This is a genomic window from Acidovorax sp. GW821-FHT11A03 (genome assembly GCF_058809075.1).
In genome coordinates, this window is record NZ_JBXASG010000009.1 from 234,408 (window position 1) to 249,660 (window position 15,253).

13 protein-coding genes are annotated in these 15,253 nt (G+C 67.4%); 5 read left to right on the forward strand and 8 right to left on the reverse strand.

Going from position 1 to position 15,253, the window contains the following annotated elements; genetic code table 11:
• Positions 1–26: 26 nt before the first annotated feature.
• The 6 genes from fmdA to urtA all read right to left on the reverse strand — a co-directional run bounded on the left by fmdA (position 27) and on the right by urtA (position 6,418).
• Positions 27–1,253 carry a formamidase gene (gene fmdA / locus AC1RVY_RS22390; RefSeq protein WP_218339192.1) on the reverse strand — a complete coding sequence of 409 codons (1,227 nt, stop codon included), beginning with the start codon at positions 1,251–1,253 and terminating at the stop codon, positions 27–29.
• A 76-nt stretch (positions 1,254–1,329) separates the two neighbouring features.
• Complete coding sequence (gene urtE, locus AC1RVY_RS22395) at positions 1,330–2,019, reverse strand: urea ABC transporter ATP-binding subunit UrtE (RefSeq protein ID WP_492808234.1); 690 nt, start codon at positions 2,017–2,019, stop codon at positions 1,330–1,332.
• 39 nt (positions 2,020–2,058) lie between these two features.
• Positions 2,059–2,802, reverse strand: coding sequence for an urea ABC transporter ATP-binding protein UrtD (gene urtD, locus AC1RVY_RS22400; protein WP_121507918.1), 744 nt, complete (start codon positions 2,800–2,802; stop codon positions 2,059–2,061).
• A gap of 19 nt (positions 2,803–2,821) precedes the next feature.
• On the reverse strand, positions 2,822–4,033 hold the full coding sequence (urtC, locus tag AC1RVY_RS22405) for an urea ABC transporter permease subunit UrtC (RefSeq protein ID WP_218339193.1): 1,212 nt from the start codon (positions 4,031–4,033) through the stop codon (positions 2,822–2,824).
• Positions 4,034–4,079: 46 nt separating this feature from the next.
• Positions 4,080–4,994, reverse strand: a complete 915-nt coding sequence (gene urtB, locus AC1RVY_RS22410; protein ID WP_218296553.1) for an urea ABC transporter permease subunit UrtB — start codon at positions 4,992–4,994, stop codon at positions 4,080–4,082.
• Between the two features lie 158 nt (positions 4,995–5,152).
• Positions 5,153–6,418, reverse strand: a complete 1,266-nt coding sequence (gene urtA, locus AC1RVY_RS22415; RefSeq protein WP_218296552.1) for an urea ABC transporter substrate-binding protein — start codon at positions 6,416–6,418, stop codon at positions 5,153–5,155.
• A gap of 234 nt (positions 6,419–6,652) precedes the next feature.
• Here urtA and AC1RVY_RS22420 point away from each other — a divergent pair, with 234 nt between their 5' ends.
• Together AC1RVY_RS22420 and AC1RVY_RS22425 are read left to right on the forward strand one after the other, a co-directional pair.
• The gene (locus AC1RVY_RS22420; protein ID WP_218296551.1) at positions 6,653–10,093 is read left to right on the forward strand and encodes a hybrid sensor histidine kinase/response regulator; all 3,441 of its coding nucleotides are present in this window, start codon (positions 6,653–6,655) and stop codon (positions 10,091–10,093) included.
• Entirely contained in the window at positions 10,090–11,001 is a 912-nt protein-coding gene (locus tag AC1RVY_RS22425) for a response regulator transcription factor (protein ID WP_218339195.1), read from the forward strand. Before AC1RVY_RS22420 ends, AC1RVY_RS22425 begins: the two co-directional genes overlap by 4 nt.
• Positions 11,002–11,217: 216 nt before the next feature.
• Here the strand turns inward: AC1RVY_RS22425 and AC1RVY_RS22430 are convergent, their stop codons facing one another.
• Entirely contained in the window at positions 11,218–11,679 is a 462-nt protein-coding gene (locus AC1RVY_RS22430) for a PACE efflux transporter (RefSeq protein WP_218296549.1), read from the reverse strand.
• Positions 11,680–11,755: 76 nt separating this feature from the next.
• On the opposite strand from AC1RVY_RS22430, the gene AC1RVY_RS22435 reads away from it, so the two are divergent.
• Complete coding sequence (locus tag AC1RVY_RS22435) at positions 11,756–12,727, forward strand: LysR family transcriptional regulator (RefSeq protein WP_218296548.1); 972 nt, start codon at positions 11,756–11,758, stop codon at positions 12,725–12,727.
• A gap of 3 nt (positions 12,728–12,730) precedes the next feature.
• Here AC1RVY_RS22435 and AC1RVY_RS22440 read toward each other — a convergent pair whose 3' ends face one another.
• Positions 12,731–13,567: an MBL fold metallo-hydrolase gene (locus tag AC1RVY_RS22440; protein WP_218339197.1), complete on the reverse strand. Its 837-nt coding sequence runs from the start codon at positions 13,565–13,567 to the stop codon at positions 12,731–12,733.
• A 119-nt stretch (positions 13,568–13,686) separates the two neighbouring features.
• Between AC1RVY_RS22440 and AC1RVY_RS22445 the strand changes: the two genes are divergently transcribed.
• Both AC1RVY_RS22445 and AC1RVY_RS22450 read left to right on the forward strand, forming a co-directional pair.
• Positions 13,687–14,703 (forward strand): helix-turn-helix domain-containing protein, encoded by a 1,017-nt coding sequence (locus AC1RVY_RS22445; RefSeq protein WP_492808238.1) that lies wholly within the window; start codon positions 13,687–13,689, stop codon positions 14,701–14,703.
• A 108-nt stretch (positions 14,704–14,811) separates the two neighbouring features.
• Positions 14,812–15,213, forward strand: coding sequence for a GFA family protein (locus tag AC1RVY_RS22450; protein WP_218296545.1), 402 nt, complete (start codon positions 14,812–14,814; stop codon positions 15,211–15,213).
• Positions 15,214–15,253 lie beyond the last annotated feature (40 nt).

A 15,253-nucleotide genomic window follows, 5' to 3' on the forward strand; every position in this document is an offset into this window, starting at 1 on the left:
TCTTTCTGGCGAAGGCGCCCCGTGGGTCAGGCCAGATCGGGCGACAGCGGCATGGCCACCGAGCCATCCAGGTGCTGGACCGGCCCTGCGGCGCTGGGGTTGATGTCAAAGTCAAAGATCTGCGTGGGCAGCCACAGCGTGGCGCAGGCGTTGGGCACATCCACCACACCGCTGATATGGCCCTGCACGGGCGCCGTGCCCAGAATGGAATAGGCCTGCGCGCCCGAGTAGCCGAACTTCTTGAGGTACTCGATGGCGTTCAGGCAGGCCTGGCGGTAGGCCACGTTCACATCCAGGTAGTACTGCTTGCCGCTTTCGTCCACGCTGATGCCTTCAAAGATCAGGTAGTCGTTGTAGGTGGGCGTGATGGGGCTGGGCTTGAAGATGGGGTTCTTGATGCCGTACTTGGCCATGCCGCCCTTGATGAGCGTGACCTTCATGTGCACCCAGCCCGCCATCTCGATGGCGCCGCAGAAGGTGATTTCGCCATCGCCCTGGCTGAAGTGCAGGTCGCCCACCGACAGCCCGGCACCGTCCACATACACCGGGAAGAACACCTTGGCGCCGCGCGACAAGTCCTTGATGTCGCAGTTGCCCCCATGCTCGCGCGGGGGCACCGTGCGGGCGCCTTCGGCAGCCGCCTTGGCCTTGGCCTCTCCAGTCAGGCGACCCATGTGCGCGGTGCCCGCCGAGGGTGGGTTGGCCAGCCCGGCCGTGGGGTCCGAGTCGATCAGGGTCTGCTCACGGGCGTTCCACTGTTCCAGCATCTTGCGGTCGGGCAGGCAGCCGATCAGGCCGGGGTGGATGAGGCCGGCGTACTTCACACCCGGCACATGGCGCGAGCTGGTGAACATCCCATGAAAGTCCCAGATGGACTTTTGCGCCTGGGGAAAGTGCTCGGTCAGAAAACCGCCGCCATTTTTCTTGCTGAAGAAACCGTTGAAGCCCCACAGGCTGTCCTGCTTGGCGCCAATGTCCAGCAGGTCCACCACCAGCAGGTCGCCCGGCTCGGCGCCCTTCACGCCTACGGGGCCGCTGAGGTAGTGCACCGTGGTCAGGTCGATGTCGCGCACGTCGTCGGCGCTGTCATTGTTCTTGATGAAACCGCCGGTCCAGTCGAACGTCTCCAGCACGAACTCATCGCCAGGGTTGACCCAGCAGGCCATGGGGATGTCGGGGTGCCAGCGGTTGTGGATGTTCTCGTTCTCGGTGGGCGACTTGCTCAGATCGACCTTGATCAGGGTTTCAGCCATGGCGTGCTCCTTGGAAGGGGTGGGTGATGAAAGGGGTTGAAGGCAGGACGTTGCGCTGACGCAGCTGCGAACTTCGTCAAACAGACAGATAGGCTTTGATGCGCTGCTGGTCGGTGTCAGCGCGTGCCGTCTCATGCACCAGACGGCCGCCTTCGATGACGAACAGCCGGTCGGCCACGTCCATGGCGAATGACAGCACCTGCTCGCTCACCACGATGGTGATCTGGCGCAGCTTGCGGATCTCGTTGAGCGCCTTGGCGATGTCCTTGATGATCGAGGGCTGGATGCCCTCGGTGGGCTCGTCGAGCAGCAGCACCTTGGGGTCGGTGACCAGCGCGCGGGCAATGGCCAGCTGCTGCTGCTGCCCGCCCGACAGGTTGCCGCCCTTGCGGCGGCGCATGTCCCACAGCACGGGGAACAGCGCGTAGATGTCTTCGGGAATCTGTCGCGTCTTGGAGTTTTCCAGCCCGGTCTCGATGTTCTCTTGCACAGTGAGGGTCGGGAAGATCATGCGGCCTTGCGGCACATAGGCGATGCCCTTGGCCACGCGGCGAAAGCTCTCGTCTTTGGTCACGTCCTGGCCTGCCACGGTGATCTGGCCGCTCTTGACGGGCATCACGCCCATGAGGCTCTTGAACAGCGTGGTTTTGCCCATGCCATTGCGGCCCATGATGGCCACGGTTTCGTTCTCCCGGCCCTCGAACGAGATGCCGTGCAGTGCCTCGCTCTGGCCGTAGGCCACAAACAGATCCTTGACTTCCAGCATGCTGCGCTCCTGTGGGGGTTCGGTGGGCGGGTGGCGAGGTCAATGACCGAGGTACACGTCGATGACCTTGGGGTCCGCCTGCACCTTCTCCATGGGGCCTTCGGCCAGGATCTTTCCCTGGTGCATCACGGTGACTTTGTGGGCAATGCGCTTGACGAACTCCATGTCGTGCTCAATGACGATCACCGCGCGGTTCTTGCAGATGCGCTGCAGCAGCTCGGCCGTCAGCTCACGCTCGCGGGCGCTCATGCCGGCGATGGGCTCGTCCAGCATCAGCAGCTCGGGCTCCTGCATCAGCAGCATGCCGATCTCCAGCCACTGCTTTTGCCCGTGGCTGAGCAGGCCCGCCTCGGTGTCGAGCTTGTCGCCCAGGCCGATGTCTTCGGCCACCACCTGCACACGCGCCTTGACTTCGTCGGTGCACTTGAACGCCAGCGCGCCCAGCACCGAGCGGCCCGCGGGGTAGGACACCTCCAGGTTCTGGAAGACCGACAGGTTCTCGTAGATGGAGGGTGTCTGGAACTTGCGCCCGATGCCCAGCCGCACGCGCTTGTGCTCGGCCATGCGGGTGAGTTCTTCGTTCTTGAACTTGATGCTGCCCCCCGTGGCGCGCGTCTTGCCGCAGATCAGGTCCAGCAGCGTCGTCTTGCCCGCTCCGTTGGGACCGATGATCACGCGCAGCTCGTTCTTGTCGATGTACAGCGTGAGGTCGTCGATGGCCTTGAAGCCGTCGAACGACACGGTCAGGTCTTCAATGGCCAGCGCGAAGTCGGTGTTGCTCATGAGGGGTGCTCCGGTGGTTTCAGACGCCCTGGCGGCTCACGCCGTCAGGCAGCGTGGCAGACGGTACGGGCGACGATGCCGCCGCTGGCCCAGCATCGGCGGGTGGGCGGGCTGCGGGTGCCCGGCCTTGGGCGGACGCCTGGCGCAACGCTTCGCGGCGGCCCTTCCACCAGGGCACCACATGGCTCTCCCACAGGCCCGCCAGGCCCATGGGGAAGGCCATGGTCACGCCGATGAAAAGCCCGGCCATGAGGAACAGCCACAACTCGGGAAAGCTCTCCGAGAAATACGTCTTGCCCGCGTTCACCAGCAAGGTGCCATACACGGCACCCACCAGGCTCATGCGCCCGCCCACGGCGGCGTAGATCACCATCTCGATGGACGGCACGATGCCCACGAAGCTGGGCGACATGAAGCCCACCTGCAACGAGAACATCGCCCCACCGATGCCCGACAGCGCGGCGGCCAGGCAGAAGGTGAAGACCTTGAAATTGGCCACGTCGTACCCCGAAAAGCGCACGCGGTCTTCCTTGTCGCGCATGGCCAGCAGCAGCGTGCCCACCTTGCCGGTCTGTATCCAGCGGCACAGGACGATGGAGCCTATGAGCAGCGCCACGCACACGTAATACAGGATGTACTTGGCGCTGTCGGTGCGCGTGTCCCAGCCCCACAGGGTCTTGAGGTCCGTCATGCCGTTCACGCCCCCGGTGTAGCCCTGCTGGCCGATGATGAGCACGGTCAGGATCAGCGCCACGGCCTGCGTGATGATGGCAAAGTACACGCCGCCCACGCGGCGCTTGAACATCGCGAAGCTGATGACCCAGGCCAGCACCGTGGGCACCACGATGACCGCTGCCAGCGCAAACGGCAGGCTCTTGAAGGGAATCCAGAAGCTGGGCAGCTCGGTGATCTGGTTCCAGTCCATGAAGTCCGGGATGCCGGGCGTGGACTGGATCTTGGTGCTGATGGGGTCCGACGCTTCGAGCTTGAGGAACATGGCCATGGCATAGCCCCCCAGGCCAAAGAACACGCCCTGCCCCAGGCTGAGCACGCCGCCGTAGCCCCACACCATCACGAGGCCGATGGCGACGAACGCATAGGTGAGGTACTTGCCCACCAGGTTCAGCCGAAAGATGTCGAGTGCCAGCGGCAGCACCACGGCCAGCAGCACGGTGAGCAGTACCAGGCTGGCGAGCTGGTAGCGCAGGATCCAGGCTTTGAGGGCGTTCATGCGGAGACTCCGGTGGGCTCGAAGGAAATGGACAGTTGAGCGAATTTCATCGGCGAACTTTGGAGGCGAACAAACCCTGCGGCCGCACCATCAGGATCAGCACGATCAGCGACAGCGTGATCATCTTGGCCATGGAGCCCGCCATGAAGAACTCGGTGATGGACTGCGTCTGCGCAATGCCGAAGGCCGACACCACGGTGCCCAGCAGGCTGGCGGCGCCGCCAAACGTCACCACCAGGAAGGCGTCCACGATGTAGAGCGAGCCCGATGTGGGGCCGGTGGAGCCGATGGTGGTGAACGCTGCGCCCGCCACGCCGGCAATGCCGCAGCCGATGGCGAACGTGAGGCGGTCGGTCTTCTGGGTGTCGATGCCAATGGCGTTGGCCATGACGCGGTTGCTCACCGTGGCGCGCACCCGCAGGCCCCAGCGGCTTCGGTGCAGGGCCAGCAGCACGCCGCCCGTGACCACCGCCGTCAGCGCCAGCACGAACAGGCCATTGATCGGGATGTCCAGCCCCTCGGCGGGCGCCCAGGAGCCCAGCAGCCAGTCGGGCAAGGTCGGGCTGACCTCCTTGGGGCCGATGAAGGTGCGAAACGATTGCTGCAGGGCCAGGCTGATGCCCCAGGTGGCCAGCAGCGTGTCGAGCGGGCGCTTGTACAGGTGGCGGATCAGCCCCCATTCCACCAGCCAGCCCGCCGCAAACGCAAATCCGAACGCCGCCACGATCGCCAGCGGAAAGTAATACGGAATCATCTGCGGCGCATGGTTGGCCGCCAGGGTGGAGCCCAGGTAGATGGTGTAGGCGCCAATGGTCATGAACTCGCCATGGGCCATGTTGATCACGCCCATCTGCCCAAAGATGATGGCCAGGCCCAGCCCCATGAGCAGCAGCACGGCAAAAAGGCTCAGGCCCGCAAAGCCCTGCATGAGGCCGATGTTCATCATTTCGGAAAAGGTCATGTTGCAGCTCCTGCGTGGGCAGCGTTGGAAAACGAACAGCGGTGCCATGGGGCGGCCTCTTGCGAGGGACACCGAGGAAGGGCCGCCCCGCACCGAGGGTGTCGTCCCCCTCCCGCGCAGCGAGAGAGGGGGAAGGCGCGAAGCGCCTCAGGGGGTGTTTATTGATAACCTTTGGGAAATGGATCGGGCTTGATCAGCGCGGGCGACTCGGACACCACCTTGAACGACGCGTCCGGCATTCCCATGGCGATGCGCGACTTGCTCCACAGGTGGTGGTTGGCGTCCACCTTCACATAGCCCTCCGGCGCGGTGGTCAGTTCAATGCCGGGCGATGCGGCCACCACCTTGTCCACGTCAAAGCTCTTGGCTTTTTCGACCGCCGCCTTCCACAGCCAGGGGCCCAGGTAACCCGCCTGGGTCACGTCGCCAATCACGGCCTCCTTGCCGTACTTGGCCTTGAAGGCGGTCACAAACTTCTTGTTGTTCTCGTTGTCGAGCGACTGGAAGTACTTCATCGACGAATAGAAGCCCGCGAAGTTCTCGCCGCCCACCCCGGTCATTTCGTCCTCGGTGACCGACAGCGTGACGAGCAGCTGCTTGTCGCCCGTGATGCCCGCGGCCTTGAGCGCCTTGTAGAACGCCACGTTGGAGCCACCCACCACCGCCACAAACAGGCAGTCGGGCTTTTGCACCTTGATCTTGTTCATGAGCGAGCCGAAGTTGGTGCTGCCCAGCGGGTAGTACTCCTCGCCCACGACCTTGCCCTTCTGGAAGTTCTCGATGTGCTTGCGCGCAATCTTCATGGAGGTGCGGGGCCAGATGTAGTCGGAGCCAATCAGGAAGAAGCTCTTGGCCTTCTTCTCGGTCTTGGCCCATTCCAGGCTGTACAGGATCTGCTGCGTGGCTTCCTGGCCGGTGTAGATCACATTCTTGGACTGCTCCAGGCCTTCATAGAACGTGGGGTAGTAGAGCAGGCCGTTTTCCTTTTCGAACACCGGCAGCACGGCCTTGCGCGAGGCACTGGTCCAGCAGCCAAACACGGCGGCGCAGCGGTCGTTGATGAGCAGCTTCTTGGACTTCTCGGCAAACGTGGGCCAGTCGGAGGCGCCGTCTTCCTTGATGACCTTGATCTTTCGGCCCAGCACACCGCCCATGGCGTTGATCTGGTCAATGGCCAGCTGCTCGGCCTGGATGGAGCCCGTTTCGGAAATCGCCATGGTGCCGGTGGCCGAGTGCAGCTGGCCCACGGTGACTTCGGTGTCGGTGATGGCCAGCTTGGTGGTGTTGACCTGCGCCGTGGGCTGGCCAAAAGACCAGGCGGGCAGGCCCGCTACCGACGCGGCGCCCAGCGCCTGCAGGATGCGACGGCGGCCGGGTTCGGCCTGGACGGAGTCACTGAAGCGGGGGTCGGAGGGGTGGCTCATGAAGGCGCTCCTTGCGGGATCGGTGTGAATGAATGAAGGAAGGAAGGGACGGGACCAAAGCGGTTTGTTTGCGCTGTGGAATGAAGGTTAGGGACAACCCTTGCATGCGCCCATACGTCAATTAACGTAGGGCTGCCTACGCACCCCGGTGCGCACCCTGCGCATGGCCCCGCGCACCCGTGCAGCGCCCCAACGCGGTGCACGCCTAGAACGCTTCTTGCTTGAAGCCTGCGCATGGCCCCACCGCTCCCACCCAACGCCCAGAGCGCGCCGCAGACCATCTTCCGGTTCCGGCGCGAATACAACGCGTGGGTGGCCGACGAGACCATGGAGGACTACGCGCTGCGCTACACGCCCAAGAGCTTTCGGCGCTGGAGCGAATTCCGCGTGGCGAACACCGCATTTGGGTCGCTGTCGTTCCTGGCGCTGGAGGCCATTGGTGGTGCGATTGCGCTGAACTACGGCTTCAGCAACGCCATGTGGGCGATCCTCACCGTGGGCCTCCTGATCTTTCTGACGGGCCTGCCCATTGCCTACTACGCCGCGCGCTACGGCCTGGACATGGACCTGCTCACGCGCGGTGCGGGCTTTGGCTACCTGGGCTCCACCATCACGTCGCTGATCTACGCGGTGTTCACCTTCATCTTCTTTGCGCTGGAGGCGGCCATCATGGCGCTGGCGCTGCAGATGGTGGTGGACTGGCCGCTGGAGTGGTGCTACATCGCGTCGTCGCTGGTGGTCCTGCCGCTGGCCATGCGCGGCATCACCCTCATATCGCGCCTGCAGGCGTGGACGCAGCCGCTGTGGCTGTTCCTGCTGCTGCTGCCCTTTGTGTGGATTGCACTGGCCCAGCCGCAGCTGTACCGCGACTTTGCGGGGCTTTCGGGGCTCAAGAGCGGCAGCAGCCAGTTCGATCCGCTCATGTTTGGTGCAGCGGCCGCGGTGATCTTTTCGCTGGTGGTGCAGATTGGCGAGCAGGTGGACTTTCTGCGCTTTCTGCCCGAGCGCACGCCCGCCAACCGCCTGCGCTGGTGGGGCGCGGTGCTGGTGGCAGGCCCCGGATGGATCGTCATGGGCATGCTCAAGATGGCGGGCGGGGCCTTTCTGGCGTTTGCCGCGCTGCAGTTCGAGGTGGGCGCCCAGCGCGCCGCCGAGCCCACGCAGATGTTCCTCGCAGGCTTTCACCAGGTCATGCAGGCGCTGGGCCTGCCAGGGCTGGCCGTGGCGGTGACGGTGGTGTTCGTGGTGGTGTCGCAGATCAAGATCAACCTCACCAACGCGTACGCGGGCTCGCTGGCATGGTCCAACTTTTTCGCGCGCGTCACCCGCAGCCACCCGGGGCGTGTGGTGTGGCTGGTGTTCAATGTGTTGATTGCCACGCTGCTGATGACGCTCGGGGTGTTTGGAGCGCTGGAGAAGGTGCTGGCCGTGTACAGCAACGTGGCCATCGCCTGGGTGGGCGCGCTGGTGGCCGACCTCGTCATCAACAAGCCGCTCGGGCTCTCCCCCAAGGGCATCGAGTTTCGGCGCGCGCACCTGTACGACTTCAACCCCGTGGGGCTGGGCGCCATGGTGCTGGCGGCCACGGTGGCCTGCGGCGCCTATGCGGGGCTGCTGGGCGAAGAGGCGGCCGCGTTTTCGCCCTTCATCGCGCTGGTGCTGTCGATGGCGCTGGCGCCGCTGCTGGCCTGGCTGACGCAGGGCCGCTACTACCTGGCGCGCGCGCCGGGCAACGAGTGGCGCCCCGGCGAGATCGTGCGCTGCGCCGTGTGCGAGAACCAGTTCGAGTCCGAAGACATGGCGCGCTGCCCGGCCTATGCCGCGCCCATTTGTTCGCTGTGCTGCTCGCTGGAGTCGCGCTGCCACGACCGTTGCAAGACCGGCTCGCGCGCGGCCGACCAGTTGCGCGGCGTGGTGATGGCCCTGCTGCCGCAGCGCTGGGCCATCAAGGTGAACTTTCGCCTCGGACAGTACCTGATGGTCGTGGTGTCGCTGTGCGCGGTGATGGCGTTTCTGGTGGGCGTGGTGTATGTGCAAGAGAGCCTGCAAACCCCTGCGCCCGAGCAGGTGCTGCGGATGCCATTCCTCAAGGTGTTTGCGTTGCTGGCGCTGCTGGCGGCCGTGTGCGCGTGGTGGGTGGTGCTGAGCACTGACAGCCGGCGCATGGCGCAAGATGAATCAGAGCGGCAGACGCAGCTGCTGCTGCAGGAGATCGAGGCCCACAAGCGCACCGACGCCGAACTGCAGGCCGCCAAGGACCAGGCCGAGTCGGCCAACCAGGCCAAGACACGCTACGTGGCGGGCATGACGCACGAGCTGCGTTCCCCCCTCAACAGCATCCTGGGCTACACGCAGATCCTGCTCAAGAACCCGCACACCGAAGGCTGGATGCGCGAGACGCTGTCCACCATGCAGCACAGCGGCCAGCACATGCACGCGCTCATTGACGGGTCGCTGGAGCTGGCGCGCATCGAGGCCGGGCGCCTGCGGCTGGACATGGCCCCGCTGCCGCTGCCCGACCTGATCGAGAACATCGAAGCCATGCTGCGCCCGCAGGCCGAGGCCAAGGGCCTGCACTTTGTGGTGGAGACACTGGGCACCATGCCCGGCTGGATACGGGCCGACGCCAAGCGCCTGCGGCAGATCCTCATCAACCTGCTGTCCAACGCGGTGCGGTTTACCGAGCGCGGCGAAGTGCGGCTGCGCATGGACTTTCGCCAGCATGTCTCGCGCATTGAAGTGATCGACACCGGCATCGGCATCGAGCCGCAAGACCTGGAGCGCATCTTTGTGCCGTTTGAACGCGGCAGCGCGGGGCGCCGGGCCAGCGAGGCGGGCACGGGCCTGGGGCTGACCATCACGCACCTGCTTGCCGAGCTGATGGGTGGCCAGCTCACACTGACCAGCACCCCGGGCCAGGGCAGCACCTTCACCGTGCGGCTGTACCTGCCCGGCATTGCGGTGGACCCGGCCTGGACCCCGCCCAGCCGCGCCACGCTGCGCCCGGTGATCGGCTACCTGGCACCCCGGCGCACGCTGCTGGTGGTGGACGACCAGCCCCTGCAGCGCCAGCTGCTGGCCGGCCTGCTGGTGCCCCTGGGCTTTGATGTGCGCGAGGCCGCCAGCGGCCGCGAATGCCTGGAGATCGTGCGCCAGACACCGCCCGACCTGGTGCTGCTCGATATCACCATGGACGACCTGGACGGCTGGCAGACCGCTGCCCTGCTGCGCGCGCTGCGCCCCGCGGCCGAGCTGCCCGTCGTGTTCGTATCGGCCAACCTGTTTGAACATGAAGCGACGCGCCTGGCCGCCCAGCAGTGCCAAGGCTTCGTGGGCAAGCCCGTGATCGAATCCGAACTGCTGCAGGCGCTGGAGCACGCGCTGCAGCTGGAATGGGTGCGCGACAACACCCCGCTGGCGCCCGGCCCGGATCCCGCCGCAGGCCCCGCCAACCCGGACGACACCCTGGCCACCCTGCCCGAAGAGCTGCGTGAAGACCTCACCCGCCTGGCACGCTCCGGCCAGGCCGCCGCGCTGCGCGAGCGGCTGCGGCGCGCACGCGGCGACCTGCCGGGCCACGCCGCCACGCTGGCGCTGCTGCAGGCCAGCGCCGACCGCTTTGACTTCGAAACCCTGGCACGCCACCTGCGCGAGCCCGAAGAGGGAACCCCATGAACGACCAACCCGACGCCGCCCCGCAGATCAGCCAGCGCGTGATCCTGGTGGTGGACGACGCGCTCGACACCCTGCGCATGCTGTGCGATGCACTGGCCGCCGAAGGCTACGCCGTGCTGGCCGCGCGCGATGCCGAAGAAGCCCTGCAGCGCTTTGACCTCACCGTGCCCGACGGCGTGCTGCTGGACGCGGTGATGCCCGGCATGGACGGCTTTGCGCTGTGCCGCCAGCTCAAGGCCACCCCGCCCTGGTCGCATGTGCCCGTGGTGTTCATGACGGGCTTGTCGGACACCGAACAGATCCTGCAGGGCTTTGCCAGCGGCGGCGTGGACTACGTGGTCAAGCCCCTGCGCATCCCCGAGGTGCTGGCCCGGCTGGCCACGCATGTGCGCAACGCCCAGGCCACGCGGCTGGCGCGCGAGGCGGTGGACGTGGCCGGGCTCGGCGTGGTGGTGCTCGACGGCCAGGGCCGCGTGGCCTGGCGCTCACCGCAGGCCACGCGCTGGCTGGAGACGGCTTTCGCCCGTGAAGAGGCACCGGCCGAACGCGCGGCCGCCTGGCTGGTGCAGGCGCGCCGGGAGGGCGCGCAAACCCTGCCCCTGGCCGATGGCCGGCAGCTGCTGGCCCGGCACATGGGCGCCAGCGGCCTGGCCGAATCCATGCTGCTGCTCAGCCACGCGCAGCCCGAGGCCGCCGCGCCGCGCCACCTGCAGCAGGTGGCGCTGACCCCGCGCGAGACCGAGGTGCTGTCCTGGCTGAGCAAGGGCAAGACCAACCGCGACATCGCCGACATCCTGGGCATGAGCCCGCGCACGGTGAACAAGCACCTGGAGCACATTTTTGAAAAACTGGGGGTGGAAACGCGCACCGCCGCCGCGGCCATTGCGGGGCAGTTGCTGCAGGTCTGAGTCCGGATTTTCCGGACGGGCCACGCCTGCCCCCATTCGTCCGGGCGGAGCCTGTCGACGCCAGGGCGCTCCTTGCGAGCGGCCCTTCGACGGGCCCAGGGCGACCGGCTGATCCGAGGCAGGCACCCATCAGGTCAATTGAGGTCAAATTGACCTTTGGCGCTTATCCATCAAGCGCCAATAGCTATTAATTTAATAGCGAAATTCCTTGCAACCTCAGGCAGCCACGGGCTCCATGGCCGAGGCCGGCAGGCCGAACAGATGGTCGAACACCCAGTTGAAGACAAAGGTGTAGCACAGGAAGAACACGATCAGCCCCAGGTCCATCACGAACGCGTGCCACAGGCTGATGCCGAACCACCACGCGAACAGCGGCACCAGCGTGAAGACCAGCCCGCCCTCGAAACCGATGGCATGCGCCACGCGCCGCGCCACGCTGCGGCCGCGCACGGGCTGGCGTGCTTCCCAGCGCTCGAAGGCCCAGTTGAAGATGATGTTCCAGAGGATGGCAATCACCGAGGCCGCTACGGCCACCACGCTCGAATGGCCCGCGCCCTGACCCGTCAGCAGGGCCAGCCCCGCCGTCGCCGCCACGATGGCGATCAGTTCGTACAAGGTCACATAGATCAGGCGGCGCTTGAGGCCCTGCAGACCAAAAAGAGTAGGTTTCTTGTCCATGGGCCGGACTTTATATTCAACAATCTGACATATAAAGTCAGCTTGTTTCAGTTTTATTGATAGATCAGGAACCACCATGGCCTTCAGTTCCGACAGCGTGCAGGTCTTTCTGGCCGCGCTGGACCACGGCTCGTTCTCGGCGGCGGCACGCGCGCTCTCGCGGGTGCCCTCGGCGGTGAGCATGACGATGGCCCATCTGGAGGCCGAGCTGGACGTGCAGCTTTTCGACCGCAGCGGGCGCGAGCCCCGGCCCACCGCGGCGGCGCGTGCGCTGGAGCCCCAGGCCCGGCTGCTCGCGGGCCAGCTGCAGCAGCTCAACGCCCAGGCGCTCGCGCTGACCCAGGGGCTGGAGGAGCGGCTGACGCTGGCCATCGCCCCCGAGCTGCTCGCGGCGCGCTGGACCGGGCCCCTGGCCGCGCTGGCGCAGGAGTACCCGCTGCTCCAGGTCGAGGTGCTGGCCGCGCCGCAGGTGGATGCGCTGGAGCTGCTGCACGGCGGCCGCGCCCAGCTGGCGCTGGTGTTCGAGCGCCCCAGCATCGACGGGCGCGAGGGTTTCCAGGAGGTGGGCACCGAGACGCTGGTCGCCGTGATCGCCCCCGAGCATCCGGTGCTGGAGGGCGCACGGGCGTCGGCGAAGGCGCGGGGCGAAGACCCCGGGCGCGCCATGCTGCGCGAGGAGCACCTGACCACCACGCGCCAGATCGTCGTGGCCAGCCGCGACCTGGCGCAGACCGATCCCCGCTTTGTGTTTGCCCGGCACCACTGGCGCACCGACAACCACCTGGCCGCGCTGGGGCTGATCGAAGCGGGCCTGGGCTGGGGCTGGCAGCCCCGCGCGCTGGTGCAGCCACGCATCGAGGCCGGCCGCCTGGTGGAAATGCCCTTCGAGAACCTGAGCAACGGCACCGCGCTGTGGGTGGACGTGGTGTGGTCCAAGGAGCGCCCGCTGGGCCTGGGCGCGGCGCGCTTCGTGGCGCTGATGCGGGAGAGCACGGGGGTGCGCACGGCCCCCGGCGACTGCACCCTCAAGAAGGGCTCCAGCGCCTGACCATCATGCGCAATTAGCTATTATTTCAATAGCATTTTTGCCGCCAGCCGTGCGCCGGAACCGCCGCGCCTCGCCGTCCTCGGGCACCCACAGGCGGTGCGCCCAGCCGCCCTGCTCGGCCAGCGCACGCACTGCCGCGCGGGTGGTGGGGCAGTGGTCCAGGGCCTGCAGGTGGTTGACCACCAGGGTGCCGGGCGTCAGCGCGGCGGCCTCGGCCATGTCGGCGGCGTCCATGAGGATTTCCGCGCCGATGTCGAAGCGCGCGCCCCCTGCGGGCAGCACCGCCACATCCGGCTTCAGTCGCGCCAGGCAGTCGCGCACGGCGGGGGTCAGCAGCGTGTCGCCCGCCAGGTACACGCGGGGTTCGCCCGGCAGCTCCAGCAGGTAGCCATGGCCGTGCTCCATGAACCGGCCGATCCAGCCCCGGCCGTGCACGCAGGCGATCGGCGTGACATGGCCGCCCAGCGCGAACGGCTGGCGCTGCGCGCCGGACAGCGGCCACGCCGCCAGGCCCCGTTGCGCCAGGTAGCCCGCATCGCGCGGCATGCAGACCACCGGAATCTGCCGCTCGCGCAGAAAACGCTTGCCCGCGCGGTCCAGGTGGTCGAAGTGGCCGCGCTGGCAGTGCGTGATGAGGGCGTGCGTCACGCGCTCCAGCGCCGCGTCCGTGCCCGGCGGCAGGTCGACGATGGGATTGCGCTCGCGCCCCTGGCCCAGGTAGCGCAGCGCAGGCAGGGCGCCGCGCGGGGCGAGCATCGGGTCCACCAGCAGGCCCACGGGGCGGCCTTCCGATGAGAACTCCAGCAGGACGGTGGCATTGCGCAGATGGGTGATGTGCATGGGGGTCTCCAACAGGGCCGGGGGGTGGGTCGATGGCCGATTGTGGGATGCCGCGGCCTGCGCGAGAATGGCCTGATCGGACAACTTCTTGCCATTTCCGGCCAACCACTTCTTCCCCCATGGCAACACCCGTCGAGCCATCCCTCCCGCGTCGCTCCGTGCCGCCGCCCGCCGCCCCGCTGCGCCTGGGCCTGCTGCTGTACCCCGGCTGCATGCCGGCGGGCCTGTTCGCTGCCGCCGACATGGCCCGCGCGGCCGGCCTGCGGGTGCAGCGGCCCGTGGTGCAGACGCAGTGGGTGGGCGCCGACCTGCAGCCCGTGCCCACGTGGCAGGGGCCGGCGCTGGCGCCCACCGCCGCCCTGGCCGGGGCCGATGTGGATGCGGTGCTGGTCCCCGGCCTGTGGCTTTCGTCCACGAACGGCCTGGCCGCGCAACTGCAGCAGCTGGCCCCGGTGGTGCGGGCCCTGGCCGCCCTGCCCCGCCGCACGCAGGTGTGGAGCTACTGCGCCGGTGTGCTGCTGGCCGCCGCCAGCGGCCGCCTGCGCGGGCGTGGCGCCACGGCCACCTGGTGGCTGCGCGCCGCGCTGGAGCAGCAGTTCGGCGCCGTGCGCTGGCGCTTCGACGAACCCCTGGTGCAGGACGGCGCCGCCACCACGGCGGCCGGTGCCAACGGCCACCTGCCGCTGATGCTGCACGCCCTGGGCGCGCGGATCGCGCCCGAGGCCCTGGCGGACCTGCAGGCGCTGCTGATGCTGCCGCGCCCGCGCGCCACCCACCCGGCGTTCGCGGGGCACGACCTCATGGCCACGGCCGACGCCGACCTGCGCCGCGCCATGCTCTGGGTGCAGCGCAGCCCCGCCGCAGAGCTGCGGCTGCCCGCGCTGGCGGACGCGCTGGGCGTGTCGCCCCGCACGCTGGCGCGCCGGGTGCAGGCCCACACGGGGCTGCCGGCGGCGCACTGGATGCGCCGCATCAAGCTGCGCCAGGTGGGCGAGGCGCTGTGCGACACGCCACAGCCCTTGAAGCGCATCGCCGAAGACCTGGGTTTTGCCAGCGAAGCCGGCCTGCACCGGGCCTTTCGGCAGGCCACGGGGCAGACGCCGCTGGCCTACCGCATGGCGCACGGGCGCGGTTGAAGGTTGAAAGAACCCCGGCAGAAGGCTGGCGGGGTAGCCCCGCAGCCGCGCTTTTGCGATCATCCGCCCTCGCCCTGCAAGATCGCCACACGTTCCGAGGACCCGCCCATGCCCCAGACCTACACCGCCACCTGCCATTGCGGCGCCGTCCATGTGCAGGCGGGCCTGGACCTGAGCCAGCCCACCTTCCGCTGCAACTGCTCCATCTGCCGGCGCACGCGCTTCTGGGCAGCCGTGGCGCTGCCGGGCCAGTTCCACATCGTGCGCGGGCAGGACGAGCTCACGCGCTACCAGTTCAACACGCGCAAGAACCTGCACTACTTCTGCAGGCACTGCGGCGTGCGCGTGTTCGGCCACGGCACCGAGACGCCGATGGGCGAGATGTACGGCGTCAACGTGGGCTGCATCGACGGGCTGACGGACGAAGACCTCTCGCGGCTGGCCATCGTGCGCATCGACGGCCGGCACGACCAGTGGCAGCAGCCGCCGGCCCACGCAGGCCACTTGTGAGCTAACCTCTTTCACACCAACGCACCGCCCCTGGAACCCC

What these genes read in the sequence shown, in the direction of transcription:
- fmdA (WP_218339192.1), bottom strand. Translation starts at nt 1,253, where the DNA reads ATGGCTGAAACCCTGATCAAGGTCGATCTGAGCAAGTCGCCCACCGAG.
- urtE (WP_492808234.1), bottom strand. Translation starts at nt 2,019, where the DNA reads ATGCTGGAAGTCAAGGATCTGTTTGTGGCCTACGGCCAGAGCGAGGCA.
- urtD (WP_121507918.1), bottom strand. Translation starts at nt 2,802, where the DNA reads ATGAGCAACACCGACTTCGCGCTGGCCATTGAAGACCTGACCGTGTCG.
- urtC (WP_218339193.1), bottom strand. Translation starts at nt 4,033, where the DNA reads ATGAACGCCCTCAAAGCCTGGATCCTGCGCTACCAGCTCGCCAGCCTG.
- urtB (WP_218296553.1), bottom strand. Translation starts at nt 4,994, where the DNA reads ATGACCTTTTCCGAAATGATGAACATCGGCCTCATGCAGGGCTTTGCG.
- urtA (WP_218296552.1), bottom strand. Translation starts at nt 6,418, where the DNA reads ATGAGCCACCCCTCCGACCCCCGCTTCAGTGACTCCGTCCAGGCCGAA.
- AC1RVY_RS22420 (WP_218296551.1), top strand. Translation starts at nt 6,653, where the DNA reads ATGGCCCCACCGCTCCCACCCAACGCCCAGAGCGCGCCGCAGACCATC.
- AC1RVY_RS22425 (WP_218339195.1), top strand. Translation starts at nt 10,090, where the DNA reads ATGAACGACCAACCCGACGCCGCCCCGCAGATCAGCCAGCGCGTGATC.
- AC1RVY_RS22430 (WP_218296549.1), bottom strand. Translation starts at nt 11,679, where the DNA reads ATGGACAAGAAACCTACTCTTTTTGGTCTGCAGGGCCTCAAGCGCCGC.
- AC1RVY_RS22435 (WP_218296548.1), top strand. Translation starts at nt 11,756, where the DNA reads ATGGCCTTCAGTTCCGACAGCGTGCAGGTCTTTCTGGCCGCGCTGGAC.
- AC1RVY_RS22440 (WP_218339197.1), bottom strand. Translation starts at nt 13,567, where the DNA reads ATGCACATCACCCATCTGCGCAATGCCACCGTCCTGCTGGAGTTCTCA.
- AC1RVY_RS22445 (WP_492808238.1), top strand. Translation starts at nt 13,687, where the DNA reads ATGGCAACACCCGTCGAGCCATCCCTCCCGCGTCGCTCCGTGCCGCCG.
- AC1RVY_RS22450 (WP_218296545.1), top strand. Translation starts at nt 14,812, where the DNA reads ATGCCCCAGACCTACACCGCCACCTGCCATTGCGGCGCCGTCCATGTG.